This window comes from Gilliamella sp. N-G2 (genome assembly GCF_002142215.1).
Taxonomy (GTDB): domain Bacteria; phylum Pseudomonadota; class Gammaproteobacteria; order Enterobacterales; family Orbaceae; genus Gilliamella.
In genome coordinates, this window is sequence record NZ_NAST01000018.1 from 22,335 (window position 1) to 41,834 (window position 19,500).

General features: G+C 35.9%; 15 protein-coding genes and 1 other RNA gene. 5 read left to right on the forward strand and 11 right to left on the reverse strand.

Translation table 11 applies throughout. The features are described 5' to 3' along the window. Positions 1-10: 10 nt before the first annotated feature. Positions 11-1,717, reverse strand: a complete 1,707-nt coding sequence (locus B6C99_RS09240) for a formate--tetrahydrofolate ligase (RefSeq protein ID WP_086359566.1) — start codon at positions 1,715-1,717, stop codon at positions 11-13. 145 nt (positions 1,718-1,862) lie between these two features. On the opposite strand from B6C99_RS09240, the gene sohB reads away from it, so the two are divergent. From sohB to B6C99_RS09265, 5 genes are all read left to right on the forward strand, one after another. Then, entirely contained in the window at positions 1,863-2,915 is a 1,053-nt protein-coding gene (gene sohB / locus B6C99_RS09245) for a protease SohB (protein WP_086359567.1), read from the forward strand. A gap of 346 nt (positions 2,916-3,261) precedes the next feature. Beyond that, a complete protein-coding gene (locus tag B6C99_RS09250) occupies positions 3,262-4,746 on the forward strand; it encodes a hypothetical protein (protein WP_086359568.1) in 1,485 nt (494 codons plus the stop codon). A gap of 305 nt (positions 4,747-5,051) precedes the next feature. Beyond that, positions 5,052-7,493: a ribonuclease R gene (rnr, locus tag B6C99_RS09255; protein WP_086359569.1), complete on the forward strand. Its 2,442-nt coding sequence runs from the start codon at positions 5,052-5,054 to the stop codon at positions 7,491-7,493. A 3-nt stretch (positions 7,494-7,496) separates the two neighbouring features. Then, a complete protein-coding gene (gene rlmB, locus B6C99_RS09260; protein WP_086359570.1) occupies positions 7,497-8,270 on the forward strand; it encodes a 23S rRNA (guanosine(2251)-2'-O)-methyltransferase RlmB in 774 nt (257 codons plus the stop codon). 5 nt (positions 8,271-8,275) lie between these two features. Beyond that, positions 8,276-8,878 carry a hypothetical protein gene (locus B6C99_RS09265; protein WP_143413915.1) on the forward strand — a complete coding sequence of 201 codons (603 nt, stop codon included), beginning with the start codon at positions 8,276-8,278 and terminating at the stop codon, positions 8,876-8,878. Positions 8,879-8,926: 48 nt separating this feature from the next. Here the strand turns inward: B6C99_RS09265 and B6C99_RS09270 are convergent, their stop codons facing one another. From B6C99_RS09270 to B6C99_RS09315, 10 genes are all read right to left on the reverse strand, one after another. Beyond that, positions 8,927-9,472: a 5-formyltetrahydrofolate cyclo-ligase gene (locus B6C99_RS09270; protein WP_086359572.1), complete on the reverse strand. Its 546-nt coding sequence runs from the start codon at positions 9,470-9,472 to the stop codon at positions 8,927-8,929. A gap of 29 nt (positions 9,473-9,501) precedes the next feature. After that, positions 9,502-9,684, reverse strand: a non-coding RNA gene (gene ssrS, locus B6C99_RS09275) — 6S RNA. A gap of 65 nt (positions 9,685-9,749) precedes the next feature. Next, positions 9,750-10,034, reverse strand: a complete 285-nt coding sequence (gene zapA / locus B6C99_RS09280; RefSeq protein WP_034903801.1) for a cell division protein ZapA — start codon at positions 10,032-10,034, stop codon at positions 9,750-9,752. A gap of 7 nt (positions 10,035-10,041) precedes the next feature. Continuing rightward, positions 10,042-11,907: a 1-deoxy-D-xylulose-5-phosphate synthase gene (dxs, locus tag B6C99_RS09285; RefSeq protein WP_371265835.1), complete on the reverse strand. Its 1,866-nt coding sequence runs from the start codon at positions 11,905-11,907 to the stop codon at positions 10,042-10,044. A gap of 12 nt (positions 11,908-11,919) precedes the next feature. Then, on the reverse strand, positions 11,920-12,789 hold the full coding sequence (gene ispA, locus B6C99_RS09290; protein ID WP_086359574.1) for a (2E,6E)-farnesyl diphosphate synthase: 870 nt from the start codon (positions 12,787-12,789) through the stop codon (positions 11,920-11,922). Further along, the gene (xseB, locus tag B6C99_RS09295; RefSeq protein ID WP_086359575.1) at positions 12,782-13,027 is read right to left on the reverse strand and encodes an exodeoxyribonuclease VII small subunit; all 246 of its coding nucleotides are present in this window, start codon (positions 13,025-13,027) and stop codon (positions 12,782-12,784) included. The genes ispA and xseB overlap by 8 nt, the downstream gene beginning before the upstream one ends. Positions 13,028-13,145: 118 nt before the next feature. Further along, entirely contained in the window at positions 13,146-14,519 is a 1,374-nt protein-coding gene (rmuC, locus tag B6C99_RS09300; RefSeq protein ID WP_086359576.1) for a DNA recombination protein RmuC, read from the reverse strand. A 2-nt stretch (positions 14,520-14,521) separates the two neighbouring features. Then, complete coding sequence (epmA, locus tag B6C99_RS09305; RefSeq protein ID WP_086359577.1) at positions 14,522-15,496, reverse strand: elongation factor P--(R)-beta-lysine ligase; 975 nt, start codon at positions 15,494-15,496, stop codon at positions 14,522-14,524. A gap of 64 nt (positions 15,497-15,560) precedes the next feature. Then, on the reverse strand, positions 15,561-17,915 hold the full coding sequence (mdoH, locus tag B6C99_RS09310) for a glucans biosynthesis glucosyltransferase MdoH (RefSeq protein WP_086359578.1): 2,355 nt from the start codon (positions 17,913-17,915) through the stop codon (positions 15,561-15,563). Between the two features lie 21 nt (positions 17,916-17,936). Further along, on the reverse strand, positions 17,937-19,496 hold the full coding sequence (locus B6C99_RS09315) for a glucan biosynthesis protein G (RefSeq protein WP_086359579.1): 1,560 nt from the start codon (positions 19,494-19,496) through the stop codon (positions 17,937-17,939). Between the last annotated feature and the right edge of the window lie 4 nt (positions 19,497-19,500).

Genomic DNA, 19,500 nt, shown 5'->3' on the forward strand with positions numbered 1-19,500 from the left:
AAATTTTGAATTAACTTAAACCAACAATATTACCATCTTTGTCAATATCAATATGACGATAAGCTGGATTGGTACCGAGCCCAGGCATTGTCATTACATTGCCTGCATAGACACGAATAAAACCCGCTCCTGCCGAAATTGCTAAATGGCTGATATCGACATCAAAGTCTGTCGGTACATTTTTTAAATTTGCATCGGCACTAATCGACATCGGTGTTTTCGCAATACAAAGTGGTAGATGATCGAGCTTCAACGCCTCAATTTCCTTAATGTTTTTAAGCGCAGTTTCCGATAAATTGGCTTTATTGGCACCATATTTTTTTACCATAGTTTGGATCTTATCCATTAATGACATACTGTCGGAATAAGGTAACTTGATTTCACTTGGCATATCACACGCTTTAATCACATGTTTAGCCAGTTTCTCTGCGCCTTTACCGCCTTGAGTAAATACTTCACTGACTTCACAGGCAAATGCACCATGTTCAATCGCGTATTTTTGTAAAAATGCTAATTCTTCTTCACTATCATGTGGGAATCGATTGATTGCAACAATCACTTGTAAACCATAACTTTTAGCATTATTGATATGCCACGCTAAATTAGCTGCACCAATTTCCAGTAATTCTACATTAGACTCTGAGATCTCTTTCGGAATGGCTTGCCCTGGTTTGATATTATATTTACCGCTATTGGATTTTAAGCTACGTACAGTTGCGACTAAAACCACACACGACGCTTTAACGCCAGCTTGTCGATATTTAATGTTAAAGAATTTTTCCATGCCCATGTCAGATCCGAATCCGGCTTCGGTTATCACATAGTCAGCTAATTGCAAAGCAATGCGGTCAGCGATAACCGATGAGTTCCCATGGGCAATATTAGCAAATGGACCAGCATGGATTAATACAGGAGTATTTTCCACTGTTTGCATAAGGTTTGGATTAATGGCATTTTTAAGTAACACCGTCATGGCACCAGCCACTTCAAGTTGTTCAGCAGTAATTGGTTCACCACTAGTATTATAGGCTAAAATAATTCGTCCAATTCGTGCGCGCATATCGTGTAGATCAGATGCTAACGCTAAAATTGCCATAAGTTCTGATGCAGCGGTAATTTCAAAGCCGTCTTGGCGTTCAATACCGTTAACTCCACCACCGAAACCAACAGTAATATTTCGTAGCGCACGGTCATTGTGATCAATAACGCGTTTCCAGACAATACGGTTTATATCGATATTTAGACGAGGCAAACCTGTTTGTGTTGTAAATTCATCACCAAGGCGCTCTTCATGATAAAGACGAGAATCTAATGCTGCTGAAGCCAGATCATGGGCTGCAGTTATAGCGTGGATATCACCAGTAAGATGAAGATTTAATGTTTCCATCGGCAAAACTTCGGCTTGACCGCCACCGGCAGCACCACCTTTAACCCCAAAAACTGGTCCTAAGCTAGGTTGACGAATACAGGCGATAGCAGTTTTACCTAAATAGTTAAGACCTTCACTCAAGCCTATGGTATTAACCGTTTTACCTTCACCTAACGGAGTTGGCGTAATAGCGGTAACTAAAACTAGTTTACCATTCGCTCTATTTTGCTTGTTGTTAAGAATTGATAAGTCGATCTTGGCAACATGCTTGCCGTAAGGAAGTACGTATTGTTCAGGAATATTACATTTTTCAGCGATTTCAGTTATTGGGCGTAAAGGCATTTTCATTCTCGTATTGCAATAAATTAGGCTGTCAGTATAAAGAATTTAAAATGCCGAATAAAGCAACAATTTAATCTTTATTGATTTTCGGCACAATCGTCAATTATCTTGTTATAATAGCAAAAATTTTCAACTTAAGGATATTAGTTAAATGAACTGGTTTTCACAGTATTCTCTCTTCTTGGCTGAAACAGCAACTGTTGTTATTGCTATTTTAGTGTTATTAATTTTTATTTTAAGTCAACGCCGAAAATCATCAACGATTGCTGGACGTTTATCAGTAAAAGATATTAGTCAAGAGTATGAACAAGTCAAAGATGACATGCTAATGTCAAGTATGGATGAAGTTGAAGCCAAACAGTTTAATAAAGAACTTAAAAAACAAAAAAAACTCGAAAAGAAACAAGCTAAACAAGCTGCTAAAAAGAAAGACAGCATCGATGAAAATGCTAAATCATCAGATGCTAAACCTAAATTATTTGTTCTATCATTTAACGGCAGTATGGATGCCCACGAAGTTGAAGAGCTACGTCAAGAAATCACGGCGGTGCTCGCCATCATCAAACCAGAAGATCAAGTGGTAGTAAAACTTGAAAGCCCAGGAGGGGTAGTTCATGGTTATGGACTTGCTGCTTCACAACTATTACGTTTTAGAACACGTAATATTCCATTTACAGTAGTGGTTGACAAAGTTGCTGCCAGTGGTGGTTATATGATGGCTTGTACCGCCAGTAAAATTGTTGCAGCGCCATTTGCAATCGTCGGTTCAATTGGGGTAGTTGCGCAAATTCCTAACTTTAATAGATTACTTAAAAAACATGATGTTGATATTGAATTGCAAACAGCTGGTGAATACAAGCGAACTTTAACTATGTTTGGCGAAAACACCGATGAAGGTCGCCAAAAATTTAAGCAAGAACTAGAAGAGACTCATCTATTATTTAAAGACTTTGTAAAAGAGTATCGACCAAATATCGATATAGAACAGGTGGCTACCGGCGAACACTGGTTTGCAACACAGGCTAAAGAAAAGGGCTTAGTCGACGAAATTAGTACCAGTGATGATTTTATCTTATCGCATTTAGACACGCATAAAATCATTGCGGTTAACTATCAACGTAAACAAAAACTAACCGAAAAACTGTCAAAAAACGTCGTAAAAGGTATGGAGAGATTATTCTTTAGACAAGGAAACGGACTATAACAGTCCGTTTTTTTAAATTTATTACTCAACTTTACTACAAATCTACATAATATTTGAGAAATGTACTTTTTAGTCCAAAAATTGAGGAACAGTATTTTAAGTTTTAAATGTGCAAAAATTTTTAGAGTTTAATTACATTCTTGCTTAGAAATATTGGTTTTGATATCTAATATATTGTTATTTATAATAACCAAAATATTTTTAGTTAATTATTGTTTACATATCTTAACAATTTATCATTAGTCAAAATTTGTCAGAATTAACTAATTTATTTATACTGTTATGTAGAAGTAAAAGTATTTTTATTGTATATGAAATACGGATATAGTGACAAAGGATTGAAAATATGTTAAAATACAATAAGTTAGTTTGCGATCGGCCAACCAAATGTAATATTCTGGCCATTTTTCGAGCTAAACAAACATTACAATTAAAATCAACCATACACTTATCTTCCTATAATCTAAAAACTTATATAGCAAAAATAAATCCAAAAAGGTATCAAACCCTATTTACTAAATTAATTGTTATTCTAAGTAGTAGTTGGTTATTGGTGACTAATGTATCGGCATTATCTTCAAAATCGGCTGAAACTGAAAAAATGATAACGGGTAATCCACCTTATATTTTGTTATCTGATGGCATAACACCATTAACCGATTTACGTCAAATTATGGGTATTAATTTCCCTAATCGTAATGGACAAGGAGGTACTGAATGGATTAGTGCATGGGATACAGATCAAACCTTGCGAGCACCTAAGGGAATGCATTTCAATGATGTTTGGGCTTATGCAACCCCAACAGATGGCGTAGCATATAATCCACCAGCACTCAATGTTGATGATAATGATGGTGATCAAGTTGGTGGTTATGTCTCTGGTACAATTAGAGCAACTTGGTTTGAAAATGACATTCAAATACCTAATGATAAGTTAAGCTCGGAGATTTGGAATTGTGGTGGACCTTATAAATTACGCGTAGAAGTTTCGAATATTCAAGCCAAAACTCAATATGGTTTACCTAATAATCGTGACTATGGTAGTAGTTCGGTAGAATACAGGATAATTCCAAATGGTCAAATATGTTATTTACGACCGTATGAAATGACCAATTTTGGTGATCATGATCCCAATGTCTTTAATAATACTTATGGTTTCTCTCGAAGTAGTGGTTTTCCAACTACCGGTTTTCAAGGAGCGACCTACACTTTAGTCGGTAGTGGTTCGGATCAAAGTCGTTATCGTTGTTCTTCAAATAATGGTAATGGTAAAATAAAATTAGCGACATTAAATGGTTATGGTTCGAATTGTCAAGTAACTTATACTGCTGCGCAAAAAAGTGCATTTATTCAAAATGGCACACCAACAATAACAATGGAATATTATAATGGTCGTGATTGGGAATGGTTAGATAGTTTTACTATTCCAGTTCCTGCAAAATGGCCTAGTAAAGGCTCTGGTAGAGAAATGTATTATAGTGATGACAGGTATGTAAACGGTAGTAGACAATTTATTGCATTAGAGTTTTGTGCTGGTGAGAAAGTTATGTATGGCTCAGCACTTAATCAAACTTTTCGTGAAAAATATCTTTATAAAGCTTCTGAACTTAGTAATAATGATTCTCATTTTATAAGGGCTGTAGGTACGTTTATGGGGGAGTGGGGTATTACAAAAAGATATGGTGGAGTTTGGCGCCCTGATGGTGATCTCTGGACAGCTGACTTATCAAGTAATCTTCAAAGAGTTTACCGGGTAATGGGAATGACTGGTCGAATTGAAACTCAGTCGCCAAGGTATCAGAGTACAACAACTGTTTGCCGAGGCGATTAATATATATTTAATAAAAATCAACAACATTTTAGGTATACTGTAAAGAAAAATTGTTCTAGTACGCAAAGCGTAGCTGGTGGCAATTTTTTGATCAAAAAAATAAATAAAGTATAAATTATATTTATACTTTATTTAGATAAATTACCTCATCATCATCTCCTATTTATTAATCATGAATCTTAATAATTAATAATTATAAATATGTTGTGAATAAAGGCTTTTGCACTGCAAAAAAGTAATCTTGATTTTAAGTTATGCAACTCTATGTTATGCTTAACCTAATATTCGATCACAGGACGTTCCATATGATAAAAGATCCATTTTATGATCGTGAGGCGCAAAAATATGATTCGCCGATCGCCAGCCGTGAGCTGATTTTGGACTATCTAACTAAAGAAGCAAAACCTGCTAATTTAGACAAGATAGCTCAAGCAGTATCAATTAAGAATGGTGAACAAAAAGAAGCATTACATCGAAGATTGCGGGCGATGGAACGTGATGGTCAAGTGGTGTTTACACGTCGTAAATGTTATGCCTTACCGGAAAAATTCGATATGGTGAAGGGGAGTGTTATTGCCCACCGTGATGGCTTTGGTTTTTTAAGAGTAGAAGGAAAACCAGAAGATTATTTTTTATCACCTGAACAAATGAAAAAAGTGTTACAGGGTGATGTTATATTGGCTCAGCCAATCAACAGTCAATACCGAGGTAAGACCGAAGCGCGCGTGGTGCGGATTTTAGAACCCAGAACTAACCAAATCGTTGGGCGATATTTTATTGAACAAGGTGTTGGCTTTGTGGTACCTGATGACAGTCGATTGAACTTTGATATTTTGATCGCGGGTAAACCAAATCGCACCGTAAGAATGGGGTCGGTTGTGGTAGTTGAATTACAACAACGTCCTGAGCGTCGTCAAAAAGCAGTAGGTATTATTAAAGAAGTTCTTGGTGAGATTATGGGAACCAATTTAGCAATAGATATTGCGTTACGTAATCATGAGATCCCTTACGAATTTCCTAAAGCAGTTGAAAAAGAGGTCAACAAATTTAGTGATCAAGTGCCTGAAAGTGCTAAAAAAGGACGTAAAGATCTACGAGATTTACCGTTAGTTACTATTGATGGTGAAGATGCCCGTGATTTTGATGATGCAGTTTATTGTCAAAAAAATCGTGGTGGAGGCTATCGATTATGGGTAGCAATTGCTGATGTGAGTTATTATGTTCGCAACGGTAAAGCTTTAGATAAAGAGGCTTGCTTACGAGGTACGTCGGTCTATTTTCCATCACGAGTAGTACCAATGTTACCAGAAGTGTTATCTAATGGCCTTTGTTCTCTCAATCCACAAGTTGATCGTTTATGTTTAGTTTGTGAAATGACGGTGTCGAATAAAGGACGTTTAACTGGTTATCAATTTTATGAAGCTGTAATGAACTCGCATGCTCGCTTAACTTATACTAAGGTTGCCAAAATTTTAGAAGGTGATAAAGAGTTACGTGAGCATTATCGAGAGTTAGTGCCTCATCTTGAAAATCTTTATGGCTTATATAAGGTATTAGATAATGCTCGGGTTACTCGTGGCGCAATCGGTTTTGAGTCAGAAGAACCAAAATTCATTTTTAATGCAGATAAACGTATTGAGAGTATTGAATTAGTACAGCGTAATGAAGCACATAAAATTATTGAAGAGTGTATGATTTTAGCCAATGTTGCTGCGGCAAAATTGGTCATTAATGCCGAGATCCCGTCTTTATTCCGTGTGCATGATAGACCTGATGAAGAGCGTATGAATAATTTACGCAGTATTTTGAGTGAACTCGGTTTATCACTTGGCGGTGGTGCAAACCCAACTCCTAAAGATATTGCCAAATTAATGGGTGATGTTGAAGCAAGGCCCGATCATGAGATGTTACAGACTGTAATTTTACGCTCAATGAAGCAAGCAATTTATGATCCCGAAAATCGTGGCCATTTTGGCCTAGCGCTTGATGAATATGCCCATTTTACGTCGCCAATTCGTCGTTATCCTGATTTATTATTACATCGTGCCATTAAATGGGTTCTGGCGAATGAACAACATAAAACCAGTAAAACTGGTGGACATCGTTATACCACTAGCGAAATGCTTTATTTTGGTGAACACTGCTCAATGACTGAACGTCGTGCCGATGAAGCCGTGCGTGATGTCGTTGATTGGTTAAAATGTGATTATATGCAAGATCATGTTGGTGAGGTCTTCAATGGTACCATCTCTAGTGTGGTTAATTTCGGCTTTTTTGTACGGTTAGATGATCTGTTTATTGATGGTTTAGTGCATGTTTCGTCACTGGAAAATGATTATTATATTTATGATGCATCACGTAATCGTCTAATTGGTGAGAATACTCGCTTTAGTTATCGTTTAGGTGATAAAGTTCAAGTAAAAGTCGATAATGTTAACCCCGAAGAGCGTAAAATTGATTTTTCTTTGGTCGGCAGTAATAATAAGCCACAACGTCAAGGTAAGACGGCAAGAGATAAAGCTAATAAAACTGATATAAGTTTTGCTGCTGATTTACCAGTAAAACGCAAAGCTAAAAGTCCACCAGATAGCAAAAAGAAAAAAGCGAACGCTAAAGTAGCAAATAAAGCAGAAGCTAAAGTGAAAAGTAAAAAGCGCACAAAAGCTAAAGCAAAATCTAAAGAGGCATCTAAGACTAAATCTAAATCAGTATCGACATCAAGTAATAAAAGAAAAAAGAGTAATTAATAGATGAGTGAAACAGTATACGGTATCCACGCTATTGAAGCATTGTTAACGCGTGCTCCAGAAAGAATTATTGAAGTTTTTATCGCTAAAGGACGAGAAGATAAACGCTTGACAGCCCTTGTTCAAGAATTAGAACAGTTAGGTTTAACAGTGAAAGTAACCAATAGACAATATCTAGATGAAAAATCAAAAAATGGTGTTCATCAAGGTATATTAGCGATGGTAAAACCAAGCCGTGGTTACCAAGAAAATGATATACCTTTACTGATGGAACAACATCCCAATCCAGTTATTTTAATTTTAGATGGTGTGACCGACCCACATAATTTAGGTGCCTGCATTCGTACCGCTGATGCCGCTGGTGTCAATTTTATTATTGTGCCAAAGGATCGCTCTGCACCTCTTAACTCAACCGCACAAAAAGTTGCTTGTGGCGCCGCTGAAAGCGTGCCTGTAGTTAGAGTTACCAATTTAGCTCGAACTATGCGGATGTTACAAGATGAATATCAAGTCTGGATTGTAGGTACTGCCGGTGAAGCAACCAGCACACTTTATCAGACTGATTTTTATAAAAGTTCAAAAGACTTATCTCTGGCCTTAGTAATGGGTGCTGAAGGAGAAGGTATGCGTCGATTAACCAAAGAGCATTGTGATGAGCTAGTCAGTATACCTATGGCAGGAATTGTCTCTTCACTTAATGTTTCGGTAGCGACAGGTGTTTGCTTATTTGAAATTGTTAGACAAAAAATAGATAGTTTGAGTGATATATCATGTTAGGATTTTTGAAAAAACTTTTACCCAGCAAAAAAACACAATCTTTATCAGAACGAGACTTAAATGGTCGTAATAATGTTGGTTATCCTACCATGCAACTATCTCGCGAAATTGATAGTTTAGTTAAGTCGAAATATAGTGCAGCTAAACATATCATCAATTTGTATAAAGATACGCTATTTTTTAAATGGGGGCCGAGCGTTTTCAACAACAAATTGTCTGATGAACAGCTTGCTAGTTTATCTGGGCGAAATGTTCAAATGGTCTATTTATTACTGTTTCGTGATATGTTGAGGCACATTGCAAGCTTTGCTAAATTTAAGCACTTTGCGGATGATTGGTCAGAACAATTTGCCCAAGAACTATTAGATAACTGTAAAATGCTTAGCGACAGTGATGATGTAGATATTGCTAAAAAGCAAGATTTATTTGCTAGTACTGAGCTTTATACTGTAGATAATCCGATTGATCCAAAACATCCGGAAACTACTGAAATACCTGATTGGACTATACCGCTAGCCGAATTAGTGATGTTAAAATCTGACATGATTTATCATTGCCATCGTCCGTTAATGGCAGCCATTCTGAAAAAGTCGAATAAACTAAAATAACCAGTTATTAATTAATCATAGTTTGTTTGATTTTATGATAATGCCAGTTTAAGCATAAATTATTTCTGGCAATTTGATATCCCAAGGTTGATTATCAATCTTGGTCAATTTTTGGCAGGAAAATGCGAGCCCAACGGGTAATATCTGTTGTTGTTGATAATTAGCTAGCATTCGGTCGTAATAGCCACCGCCCATTCCCATACGATAACCTCGTTCATCAAAAGCAACTAATGGTGTAAAGACGATATCAAGTTGTGTAAACGGAATGACATTATTGACATTAAGCTCTGGTTCAAAGATGCCAAAATGATTTTTTATAAGTTGCGTATTTGTGGTGTACTTTAAAAAGAGTAGGTGATTTTTACAAAATGGATGGATAATTGGTAAGTAGACTGATTTGTTTTGTTGCCATAGATATTCAATAATCGGTTTAGTATCGACTTCCCCATCAAATGACAAAAAAATAGCAACATTTTCAGCTTGATTCAAAGCTGGATGATTTTTAATTTTTTGATAAATAATTTGCTGCGCATCATTGCGTTGTTCTGGAGATAATTCACGTCTTTTTTTACGTATCGCTTGCCGAATATTCATTAGTTATCGATTGAAAAAGAAAAGTAAAGAAGCACTCCAAGATGTCGTTAGGGTCGTAACCCTTGAACCCAAGGTTCAAGGTGAGTTGCATGTTTTAATTTTTAGGTTTCCTAAATAAATTAGGCATACACACCAATTAAAAACCACACCACTCTAAATTAAAGAATATCGGCTCAGGGGACTAACCCTTATCCCGAGCATCTCAGAGATAATTAATATAATACAAAATTTAGAAAATCATACAATAGTCTTTGTTGATTATTTACGTTTAAACTAACTAATTGTTGGTATTTAAAGCGGAATCAAGTAACTGCTGTAACATTTTTAATCTATTAGCGAACTCATCGCTTTTTTCTTTCTCTTTAGTTAGTTCATAAGATATATTTAGTGCAGCAGTCATAATAAGTTGATCGCTGCCAACTTGTGGTGATTTTTCTCGTAAATTTGTTAAGCGTGCATCTAAATCTTTAGCCGCATTTGTGAGTGCGTCAACTTCTTCGACAGGGCAATTAAATTTTAACGTTCGCCCAAAAATCTGAACCGTGACAGCTTGAGTTTCCATATTTAACCTATATTTTTATAAATGTATTAATTTTGTCGATTATATGTTTGGCGTTTAATCCAACTTCATCACGCATTTCTTGTTGCGATCCTTGTGGAATAAACACATCAGGCAATCCGATGTTTAAAATATCACATTTTATTTTTTTCGATAACAAAAATTCATTGACGGCGCTTCCAGCCCCACCTTTGATACTGTTCTCTTCGATGGTGACAAGTATATTATGGCTTTGACCAATGTGCAAAAGGACTTTTTCATCTAGTGGTTTTACAAAACGCATATCTATAACTGTAGCATTTATTTGATCGGCTGCTTGTAAAGCTTCAGGTAATAATGTACCAAAATTGAGTAAAGCAATATTTTCACCTTCACGACAGTATTTTGATTGTCCCAATGGTATTGGATTGAGTGGTTGTAAGCTAGCACCACATCCTTCACCACGAGGATAACGTACCGCTGAAGGGCCATTATGTAAATAACCTGTATAAAGCATTTGTCGACATTCATTTTCATCACTCGGAGTCATAATAACAAGATTAGGAATACAGCGTAGAAAACTTAAATCGAAAGCACCTTGATGGGTTTCACCATCAGCTCCAACAATGCCTGCTCTATCTATAGCAAACAAGACAGGTAAATTTTGGATAGCAATATCATGGATCACTTGATCATACGCACGTTGCAAAAAAGTGGAATAGATGGCTACTACCGGTTTTAATTCACTAATAGCAAAGCCAGCGGCTAACGTTACTGCATGTTGCTCAGCAATGGCTACATCGAAAAATTGATTAGGATAGCGTTTTGCAAATTCAGTCATACCAGAGCCTTCACCCATGGCAGGGGTAATTGCCATTAAACGTTTATCATGTTCTGCTATCTCACAAAGCCAATCTCCGAATATTTTGGAATAGGTTGGTGCAACTTTCTTTGAAATCGGTAAAGTTCCTTCGTTGGGATTAAATTTGGGAACACCATGCCATAAAGTCGGGTTTTGTTCGGCAGGGCCATAGCCTTTACCTTTTTGAGTAATAATGTGCAGTAGTTGTGGTCCTTTTAACTGCCTCATATTTTGCAAGGTAGCTACAAGTGTTTCGATATCATGACCATCTGCTGGGCCAATGTAATTGAAGCCTAATTCTTCAAATAAAATGGCTGGAGTAACTAATCCTTTTAAATGTTCTTCGGTTTTCTTGAATAATTCTTTTAATGGCGGAATATTTGAAAGGACTTTTTTACCACTTTCACGAAAAGAGGTATAAGCTTTACTTGATAAAATTTGCGCTAAATGCTGATTAAGTGCGCCGGTGTTTTCAGAAATCGACATATCGTTATCGTTAACAATGACTAACATATCAGGTTTTATATGACCTGCGTGATTCATTGCTTCAAATGCCATACCAGCGGTTAATGCTCCATCACCAATAATTGCTGCTACTTTTTGTCCCGTTTGCTTTTGTTGTTCAGCAATAGCAATACCTAGCGCGGCACTAATAGATGTTGATGAATGGCCAGTAGTTAACACATCGTATTCACTTTCATGACGATGAGGAAAAGGGTGCAATCCACCTTTTTGGCGAATGGTTAACATCTGATCACGTCGACCAGTAAGGATTTTATGCGGATAAGCTTGATGCCCTACATCCCATATAATTTTATCAAATGGGGTGTTATAGACATAATGTAAAGCAACGGTTAATTCGACTACACCTAAACCTGAAGCTAAATGGCCACTAGATTGACTAACACTATCTAATAAAAATTGTCGTAATTCCTGACAAATCGCTGGTAATTGTGATAGCGGATAACGTTTAAGATCTGTGGGAAAATTGATTTGCTTTAATAAAGGAAATTTATCTAAATTCATTTTTATCATCTAGTTATTAGGTTAACTATTTCGATTAATAATAAAACCAGCAAGATCTTGTAATGGTTGGCTATTATAAGGTATTTGCCGCAGACTATCGATAGCTTGCCGATATAATGTGTTTGTCATTTCAATGGCATTTTGTAAACCAACTAATGCCGGATAAGTACTTTTTTCAAGTGCAATATCTGAACCTTGTGGTTTACCCATTAGTTCTTGTTCACCAATAACATCTAAAATGTCATCTTGAATTTGAAATGCTAATCCAATAGCTTGAGCATAGTTATCTAAGATTTGATAATAGGGTTTGGCTACCTCACCACTAGCATAAGCACCAAGCCTAACTGCTGCTTGAATTAAAGCACCGGTTTTATAATTATGGATATTTTGTAAATGTTCAAGGGTTACTTTTTTTTGTTCTGCTTGTAAATCAAGTGATTGACCTAAGCACATACCCGCAAGACCACTGGCGTTAGCAAGTTCACTAATCATATTAATTTTACTTTGGTTATCAATATGTTGATTTTCGCATAATAAGCTAAAAGCTAGCGATTGTAAGGCATCGCCAGCAAGAATGGCTTCTGCTTGACCAAATTGAATATGACAAGTAGGTTTACCCCGCCTGAGGTTATCATTATCCATGGCAGGTAGATCATCATGAATTAAAGAATAAGTATGCATTGATTCAATAGCTGCTGCAATGGGATCAAGTTTTTCTAAAGGACAATTGAACATCTGCCCAGTTAGATAAACTAGAATCGGGCGGATTCGTTTGCCTCCGGCAAGCAGACTGTAGCTCATCGCCTGTTGCAAGTGTGAAGGGGCAAATTGCGAAATATATGTTGTTAAATAATTATCGATACGTTCTTGTAATGGTTTTGTGCTATTCATTATTATCAATTGAAAATTCAGATAATTGAGCATCACTATTTTCAGTTAACAAAATTTGGATGCGTTGTTCAGCTTCATTAAGTTGTTTTTGACCTGAACGGGCTAATTTAATCCCTTTTTCGAACTCATTTAAAGCTTCGTCTAATGGTAAATCACCATTTTCAAGTTGAGTGACAATTGCTTCAAGTTGTTTGATAGTTTCTTCAAAACTTGCTTCTTTATCTTGTTTTTTTGCCATATCGTCCCCCTTTGTGTTAAATGAGTATACACGTATTTTTTCTGATGGTGAATTAAGATATTTAAGTTAAATTATTACATTAATTAAAACGTCATTTGCCAATGAGTTGCGATTAGTTTTATTGAGTATCATGGCAAGATGGATAATCTTTCTGTTCACGTTCAAGTTCATCAACTGATAGTCGGGCTATATCAGGATTGATCGTTTTTTTTACTTCAATTCCTAATTCCCTGAATCGTTCTATTTGACCAACAACATTACCTCGTCCTTTAGATAGTTTGTTCATTGAATTTTGATAGGTCTGTTGTGCTTTATCTAAACAGTTACCTAGGTTTTCCATATCTTCAATAAAACCGCGAACTTTATCATATAGTTTACTTGCTCTATCAGCAATAAGTTCGGCATTACGATTTTGGTATTCAAATCGCCACAAATTATGAATAGTTCTTAACGCTACCAATAAGGTTGTTGGACTAACAATCATAATATTGTTTTTTAAAGCATCATTAATTAATGCAGGATCTTGATCAATTGCTGACAAAAATGCTGGTTCGACTGGAATAAACATTAATACATAATCTAATGAATTGATACCAATTAATTTGTGATAATCTTTTTGGCTAAGTTGTTTTAGATGATTACGTACTGAAGCTAAATGATCGGCAATAGCCTTAGTTCTAATATCATCATCATCGCTGTTAAAATAACGTTCATAGGCAACTAAAGTAACTTTTGAATCAATGACAACATCACCGCCTTGAGGTAAATGAACAATTACATCTGGTTGCAATCGTTGATTATTTTCATTGGTTAAATTAACCTGAGTGTGATACTCATGTCCTAAGCGGAGTCCTGAGTTATCCAAAATTTGACTAAGAATGAACTCTCCCCAATTACCTTGAGTTTTGTTATTGCCTTTTAGTGCATTAGTTAAATTAGTGGCTTCTTTAGTCATTAATTCGTTAAGCTGTTGCAAATTGCGGATTTCATGGGTGAGAGTATGACGCTCTTTGGCTTCTTGTCCAAAGCTGTCTTGAACCTGCTTCTGAAAGCTTTCTAGTTGTTGTTTTAGTGGTGAAAGTAGAAAATCTAAACTTTGTTTATTTTGTTGCTCAATCTTTTTGCCGCTTTGTTCAAAAATTCGATTAGCCAAATTTTCGAACTGAGTTGTTAAGCGTTGCTCACTTTGTTCCAAGATGGTTTGCCGTTGCTGTGCTGCATTCATCGTCTCTTCTAAACGAGTTTGCAACTCGCTAATTTTGATATTTTGGGTGATACTTTGTTGTTGGCAATGATTTAATTCTTGTTCCAACTGTGTTATTTGATTGTTTAAAACCTGATTTTCTTGTTTTTTCTGATTCAGTTGTAAATCAAATAAGGCATGTAGATTATTGGCTCTAAATTGTGTTTTTAATAAAGCGATTAATAAAACAACGGCGATGATAGCAATTATTATTGCTGTCCATTCACTTAAGCCTAAACTTCCAAACATGATCAAGCCCTTGCAAAAGTGAATGAAATGACATCGTCTAAATTCATGGCATCAAGTGCTAACATAATTAAGCGGTCAAGTCCTACGGCAACACCGGCACAATCAGGCAAACCTGCTTCCATAGCTGCAATTAATTCAATATCAATATTTTGTGGTGGTAAATTTTGATTAGCCCTATCAATATTATTTTGTTCGAAACGCATCTTTTGTTCTTGCGGATTAGTTAATTCTTTAAATCCATTAGCCAGTTCAACCCCTTTATAATAAAACTCAAAACGGCTGGCGACTCGATGGTCTTCCGAACTGATTGCTGCTAATGCTGCTTGAGAAGCAGGGAAATTATATACTGCAACGGGCTTTTCTTGACCAATATGAGGTTCGACGCCGAAACTAAATAGGCATTGTAATAAAGTGTCTCGATCATAATCATCAGTATTGAGTTCGATATTAAGCTTTTTAATTGCATCAATTAGACTTGCTTGATCAGCTTCCAATGGGTCAATATTTAGATGACGTTGAAATGCTTTTTGATAAGAAATACGTTCGGCTGGTTCGCAATCTAAAATGTTTTGTAGAAGATCATCGACCTCGTTAATCATTTGCATCATATCAAATTGGATACGATACCACTCTAGCATAGTAAATTCAGGATTATGATAGCGACTCACTTCTTCATGATTACGAAAGCATTTACAGATTTGATAAATAGGACCACTGCCAGCCGCTAATAAACGCTTCATATGATATTCAGGGCTGGTGATTAATGACATTTTCTGCCCTTGTTGTTCATTTGTTTCACCAGGTTTTAAAAATAAGGTATGAAATGAGCTAAGATGCACATCTGTTACTGCATATTGGCTTAAAGTTGGCGTCTCGACTTCTAATATACAGCGATCAGCGAAAAACTGTCTTACTTGAGATACAATTTTAGCGCGCTTAAGTAAATTATTAATTGATGCAGTAGGTTGCCAAGTCATAAAAAAATATCCATGGATTTTGATTAATTACTAAAAGAAGAAATAGGGCATTAAGCCCTATCTCTTATTGCTGGCGTTCATTTTGCCATAATGAGAACAAATTGTCGTATTTTTCTTGCTGATGCCAGATGTGACAATGAAGTGCAGAAAGAATAATAGGGTCTTCTAAAATCGCTAATTGTTGTTCTTTACTGATTTTTTCTAAATCCACTTGCTGATAGTGCTCAATCAGTTGTTGGCGCAATTGCTGATTTTTTGTATTAGGTAAATGACGAGAAGTCGATAATGCACAGGCTAACGCATTATAAATAGGATCGACAAGTGCCATAACAAAACCATGTTCCATAAAAGCAGCTTCGGTTTGCACTAAATAGTCACCAGTGAGTTTTACTGCACGTGAAGGGTGGGTTTCTTCAGGCGTTAAAAATAACCCTGCTTTTTTAGCTTTCATACCAATACTGGATAAACCAGAAATGCGAATTACTAGCGGTGAAATAGTTAATGGAATTAAAATTGCGATATACCAATAGGTAAATTGTGGGTTTAACCAAATAATCACACATAACCACACAATTCCTAATAGCGATAAAGGCCAACAAAAGTAGAATGATTCCCCCCAAGTTAAGGCATCATCACTTCGTGATGGTGACTTCCATTGAATTTTGCTACCAAGCCATGCTTTAACAACGAATTTGCTATGGAAGATCATACGGATTGGAGCAAGGATCATAGACCACACCATTTCAATAAGAATTGATAAGGTTAGTTTAAATATTCCACCTACATCTTTTGCTCCTGTTCTGGCTATAATAATTCCGTAGCTAAATAATTTAGGTGCAAACAACAATACCATCGTGGTTGAAAGTAATTGAATAGCTAATTGTTCATCCCATCTTGGCCAAGTTGGATAAAATTGGTTGGGTTGGAAAAAATATTGTGGTTCAGAAATATTGAACACTAATAATAATAGTGTTGAGAAAATTAAAAATACCAACCATAATAATGATGAAATGTAAGCCATACCACTGGTTAAAAACATAACTCGATGGGTTAAAGTAATGCCACTTTTGAATATTAATCGAAGATTGATCAGATTACCCATACACCACCGATTATCTCGTTTAAGATCTTCAATCATATTACCTGGTAACTCTTCATAGCTACCATTCATATTATACGCAATCCATACACCATAACCAGCACGACGCATTAAGGTTGCTTCAACCAAATCGTGTGAAAGGATATGAATTGGACCCTTACGTTTTTGTAAAGGAGATAAAATACAATGTTTTATAAATGGTTTTAAGCGAATCATGGCATTGTGGCCCCAATATTGAGCTTCACTTAATTGCCAGAAGTGAGTACCTGAACAAAAAATATCACTGTATATTTGATTGGCAAATTGTTGAATACGACCGTATAAAGTTGTCATTCTGACTGATTTTGGTGGTGATTGTAATATACCTGCTGTCGGATTCATTTCCATCATGGCAATCATTTTTAAAATACAATCGCCAGTCATAATACTATCAGCATCAAGAATCATCATATACTCATATTGATGTCCCCAGCGACGACAAAAGTCATCGATATTACCGCTTTTACGTTTTACACGGCGTTTACGATGACGATAGAAAATATTACAACCATTATCGGCTTTTTTAGCATTAAAATCAGCCCAAGCCTTTAATTCATTAACATACAAATCAGGATCGTTAGTATCACTAAGAATATAAAAATCACAACATTGAGCATGTCCTGTTTCAACTAGTGATTCATAGGTGGCTTCAAGTCCAGCGAATACTCGTGAAACATCTTCATTACAGATAGGCATGACTAATGCAGTGCGATGTTTTGCGTCAATATGATCTGCGGGATCATTAGGAATAGCAATGGTATAGCGATCCTTTTTGAGCACGGCTAAAATTAGTCCCATGATGGCGGTCCAAAATCCAATTGAGATCCAACAGAATAAGATAGCAAATAGGGTAATGATAAAACCTTGTATGATATAGGGAATGATACTGTAAATGGCCAGTTCTGGGTTGATATCCCAATTTGCCATAAAATTAATTTTTTGCCAGCTTTGATAAGGTAGTAACGTTGATAAATAAATCGTACCATAATAAGTTTGTACGGCAATAAGCACAAACATAATTAAACGACGAATTAGTGCGATGATATTTAAACCAAATTTAGATTCTGGGTTATAACGTTCATTCCAAATTTGTGGTTGAATCGAAACACGTTCAACTTTTGGGTAAGTTGGTTGTTGTTTTCTTTCATCATTAAAATGATCAATATTGCCAATTTGATTGAGTCGATATTTTAAAAATTCGACATCACTACTTGGTATATCTTTCAATTTCTGACGCCAATTTTCGGCGTCAGATAAGTCATCGAAATATTCTTTTTTCATGTTATTTGCTTATTATTATAATCATTGAGCAGGAAATTGTCCGCTCCAAGTTTCGGACAAGATCTCACCTGTGGTTGCCGATGCTAATTGAAGACGAATGTCAGTAGGTTTTTTATTATCTTCAACATTGAATCGCACAATAACTCGCCAACCTTTTGTTACTGAATTGTATTGCGAATCACAGCTAACAATAGAACCGTTGTTAATACTAGAGATAATTTTGACTGGTTTTTGCTCAGATAAGTTTGGTCCAACAAAATCAATTACATATGCATTAGAACCATCAAGTTTACGAATCAAGTTAGCTTGTTTGATATCCCCTAAAGATAAACGTGTAGTTTCAGCTCTTGCTTCATTTTTTGGATAACGTTGTTGTTCGTTGAGTGAATAATGTAATCGATATTTGACATCTAACACATCACCGGCTTTATATTGTTTTTCTGGCACCCAGAAAGTAACGATATTATCGTTGGTTTCGTCGGCAGTCGGGATTTCAACCAGTTCTACGCGACCTTTTTGCCAATCATTCAATATTTCGACCCATACACTTGGACGCAGTTCGTAATGATCGTCGAGATCTTGATAGTCATCAAAACCTTTATCGCGTTGTATTAAGCCAAATGCTTTAGGGTTTTCTAAGCTGTATGATGAAAAAGATAAGCGTTTAGGGTTGTTTAATGGGCGCCAAATCCACTCATTTTTTGTCACGATTGACAGTCCATTTGAATCATGCATTGCTGGACGATAGTTTAACAGTGGCGAAGGTTGATTAGGACCATATAAGAACATACTAGTTAATGGCGCAATACCCAATTTTTTAACTGAATTACGGAAGAATACCTTAGCTTCTACCGTAACGGTGGTATCAATACTTGGTACTAGGGTGATTTTATAAGCACCAGTCACACTTTGAGAGTCAAGTAATGCATAAATGACTAAATGCTTTTGATTTGGTTCAGGGCGTTCAATCCAATACTCTTTAAACCGTGGAAATTCTTCTCCAGACATTTCGCCTGTATCAATCGCAAGTCCACGTGCGGAAAGACCATAACGCTGATCTTTGCCAACCGCACGGAAGTAACTACCACCTAGGGCGGTAAATATTTCGTCATCGGTTTTGGTTGGGTTATTAATTGGATAATGTACTTTGAATCCAGCAAAACCAAGTTTTTTAGTATCTAAGTTTTCTAAATGAACTGAACTTAAATCGAAGTAATCTGGATCAAATTTAATTTCATTAACTTGATTATTGACAATTTCATTGATTTTGACTGGCACATCAAAATACATGCCTTCATGATAAAATTCAAGTTTGAAACGGCTTTTGCGATCATTCCAATACGCTTTGTCATGTTTAAAGTATATTTTTTGATAATCGGCAAATTGTAACGACGATAATTCGCTAGGAATATTTTTAGATGGTTGGACGTAAGCTTTTTTTGATAGTTTTTCTGCTTTTGTCACAACATCGTTAAAGGTAAAAGCCCATGAAGAAAAACTTAAACAAGATAGAGATGCAATACATGCAATCTTGTAAGTTAATGTTTTACTAAATCGACTAATAGGAAATAAATTGGACATAAAA

What these genes read in the sequence shown, in the direction of transcription:
- B6C99_RS09270 (WP_086359572.1), bottom strand. Translation starts at nt 9,472, where the DNA reads ATGAATATTCGGCAAGCGATACGTAAAAAAAGACGTGAATTATCTCCA.
- rnr (WP_086359569.1), top strand. Translation starts at nt 5,052, where the DNA reads ATGATAAAAGATCCATTTTATGATCGTGAGGCGCAAAAATATGATTCG.
- zapA (WP_034903801.1), bottom strand. Translation starts at nt 10,034, where the DNA reads ATGGAAACTCAAGCTGTCACGGTTCAGATTTTTGGGCGAACGTTAAAA.
- epmA (WP_086359577.1), bottom strand. Translation starts at nt 15,496, where the DNA reads ATGACTTGGCAACCTACTGCATCAATTAATAATTTACTTAAGCGCGCT.
- dxs (WP_371265835.1), bottom strand. Translation starts at nt 11,907, where the DNA reads ATGATAAAAATGAATTTAGATAAATTTCCTTTATTAAAGCAAATCAAT.
- rlmB (WP_086359570.1), top strand. Translation starts at nt 7,497, where the DNA reads ATGAGTGAAACAGTATACGGTATCCACGCTATTGAAGCATTGTTAACG.
- B6C99_RS09315 (WP_086359579.1), bottom strand. Translation starts at nt 19,496, where the DNA reads ATGTCCAATTTATTTCCTATTAGTCGATTTAGTAAAACATTAACTTAC.
- ispA (WP_086359574.1), bottom strand. Translation starts at nt 12,789, where the DNA reads ATGAATAGCACAAAACCATTACAAGAACGTATCGATAATTATTTAACA.
- B6C99_RS09240 (WP_086359566.1), bottom strand. Translation starts at nt 1,717, where the DNA reads ATGAAAATGCCTTTACGCCCAATAACTGAAATCGCTGAAAAATGTAAT.
- B6C99_RS09250 (WP_086359568.1), top strand. Translation starts at nt 3,262, where the DNA reads ATGTTAAAATACAATAAGTTAGTTTGCGATCGGCCAACCAAATGTAAT.
- sohB (WP_086359567.1), top strand. Translation starts at nt 1,863, where the DNA reads ATGAACTGGTTTTCACAGTATTCTCTCTTCTTGGCTGAAACAGCAACT.
- xseB (WP_086359575.1), bottom strand. Translation starts at nt 13,027, where the DNA reads ATGGCAAAAAAACAAGATAAAGAAGCAAGTTTTGAAGAAACTATCAAA.
- rmuC (WP_086359576.1), bottom strand. Translation starts at nt 14,519, where the DNA reads ATGTTTGGAAGTTTAGGCTTAAGTGAATGGACAGCAATAATAATTGCT.
- mdoH (WP_086359578.1), bottom strand. Translation starts at nt 17,915, where the DNA reads ATGAAAAAAGAATATTTCGATGACTTATCTGACGCCGAAAATTGGCGT.